The organism is Arthrobacter sp. Br18 (assembly GCF_000520555.1).
GTDB lineage: Bacteria > Actinomycetota > Actinomycetes > Actinomycetales > Micrococcaceae > Arthrobacter_D.
The window spans coordinates 101,836-103,772 of the sequence record NZ_KI914899.1 but is presented as its reverse complement, the minus strand read 5'-3'; the positions used below and the strand labels follow the sequence as shown (position 1 = coordinate 103,772).

Sequence of the window (1,937 nt, the reverse complement as noted above, 5' to 3'; positions counted from 1 at the left end):
CGGCCCGAACCAGAGCAGTCACCATCGCCGTCGCCGGAACCAGAGCAGTCACCATCGCCGTCGCCACGGCCCGAACCAGAGCAGTCACCATCGCCGTCGCCACGGCCCGACCCAGAGCAGTCACCATCGCCGTCGCCGCAACCTCAACCCTCGCCGCAACCTCAACCCTCGCCGCAACCTGAAGCGGAGGCGGTTCCAGAGCCCACCCCGAAACCTCAACCAGAGGCGGAACCCGAACCAGAGGCGGAATCCGCGCCGGCACCGTTGCCACAACCTGAACCACAGCCCTCGCCGGAGCCAGAACCAGAGCCGGCGCCCCAACCAGAGCCGGCACCGCAACCGTCTTCCGAGTCAGCTCCTGAGCCAGCACCGACCCCTGGACCTCAGGTCTCCGCTGAATGCCCTGCACGGCCGGGTGAGGAAGAAGGTGCTGCTGAGACAGATCCGGACCAGGCACCACTGCCCGACGCGCTGCCCGGCGATCCGCCACCACCAACCGGTGCCGACTCGCCCCCAGCAGGCGGATCCCCAGCCGACACGCTGCCGGCCGTCGACCCGGCAGACGGCGAACCACCAGCCGACGGGCCCCCGACCACCCTTCCGGCGCCCTGTGATGAACCGCCCGCCCCTGGAGACACGGACCTGACGCTCCCGGCCACTCCCGGCCTCAGGGAAGCTGGGGACTGACTGTCGACAGCGACGTCGGATCCCCCGCTGTCGACTCCCCCGCACGGGAATCGCACAGGAACCGCACCCGCGAACCCGGAGGCAGTTGGGCTGCGCGGTCGAGGTCGTCGGACCTCACTACCGCGATCACCGGGTACCCTCCGGTGACCGGGTGGTCCGCGAGGAAAAGGACGGGCAGCCCCGACGGCGGCACCTGCAGCGCCCCGCTGACTGTGCCCTCACTCGCCAGCTCGCCATGCCGGAACCGCCTCAGCGCCGGCCCATCCAGGTGCAAGCCGATGCGGTTCGATCGGGCCGTCACGGTCCATTCCACCGCACACAAACGGTCGATCTCGCCCTGCTCGAACCAGTCGGTACGCGGTCCGGGGATGATGCCGAGCATCTCTGGAGTGCGGGGGTCCCGTGGCAGTTCGGGATCGCCCACTACCGAGCCGGGCAGGGGTTTCCCGCGTGGTAGCAGCTGCCCGCCCACAAGCGCCGCCGGCCCGATACCCGACATCGAATCGGTGGAGCGGCTGCCCAGCGAGGCCTTGACGTCGAAGCCCCCGCGTAGGGAGGTGTAGGTCCGCAGGCCGCGTCCGGGCGCAGCTATCCTCAGCTCGTGCCCGGCCGGCAGGAGAAAGGGAGCGCATCCCCGAAACGGACGCACGGCCCCGGTGGGATTCGCCACCGTCAGCCCGGCCTGCGCGCCCGTCACCGCGAGCACCTGATCCGTGAGGGCTTCCAGCACGAGCCCGCCATTGAGCGATTCGATCACCGCGCTCGACGCCGGATTGCCGACGAGCCGGTTCGCCTGCCGGAATGATGCCAGGTCGAGCGCTCCGGACCGGGCCACACCGAGGGAGGCATACCCGGGCCGGCCGAGATCCTGGAACACGCTGTGCAGACCGGGTGAGATGACGCGGAGCGCGGCCTCTGCACCGCCGCGCTCCGCGGTGGTGCGGGCAGCCTTCGGAGCGGTGGTGATGACCTCGCGCACGCTGGTGAACCGGACCCGGTTGCCAGGGGTGATCAGTGCGGGCTGTGGCCGGTCGATGTTCCAGAGTTCCGCTGTTGTCCGCCCGATGAGCTGCCACCCGCCGGGGGACTCGCGGGGGTAGACCGCCGAATATCCTCCTGCGAGCGCCACGGACCCGGCCGGTACGGCCGTGCGGGGGCTGCTGCGGCGGGGGACCGATAGCCGGTGGTCACCGCCGGTGAGGTAGGCGAATCCGGGCGCGAACCCGCCGAACGCAGCGGTCCATGTGCCC

Annotated in this window: 2 protein-coding genes; one reads left to right on the top strand and one right to left on the bottom strand. The window is 70.7% G+C overall.

Annotated elements, in window-relative coordinates:
• Positions 1-182: hypothetical protein (locus Y704_RS24700; protein WP_162149437.1), on the top strand; the 182-nt coding region annotated here is incomplete at its 5' end.
• A gap of 485 nt (positions 183-667) precedes the next feature.
• Here the strand turns inward: Y704_RS24700 and Y704_RS22440 are convergent.
• A partial coding sequence (locus tag Y704_RS22440) for a 5-oxoprolinase subunit B/C family protein (RefSeq protein ID WP_035773312.1) occupies positions 668-1,937 on the bottom strand: 1,270 nt, incomplete at its 5' end.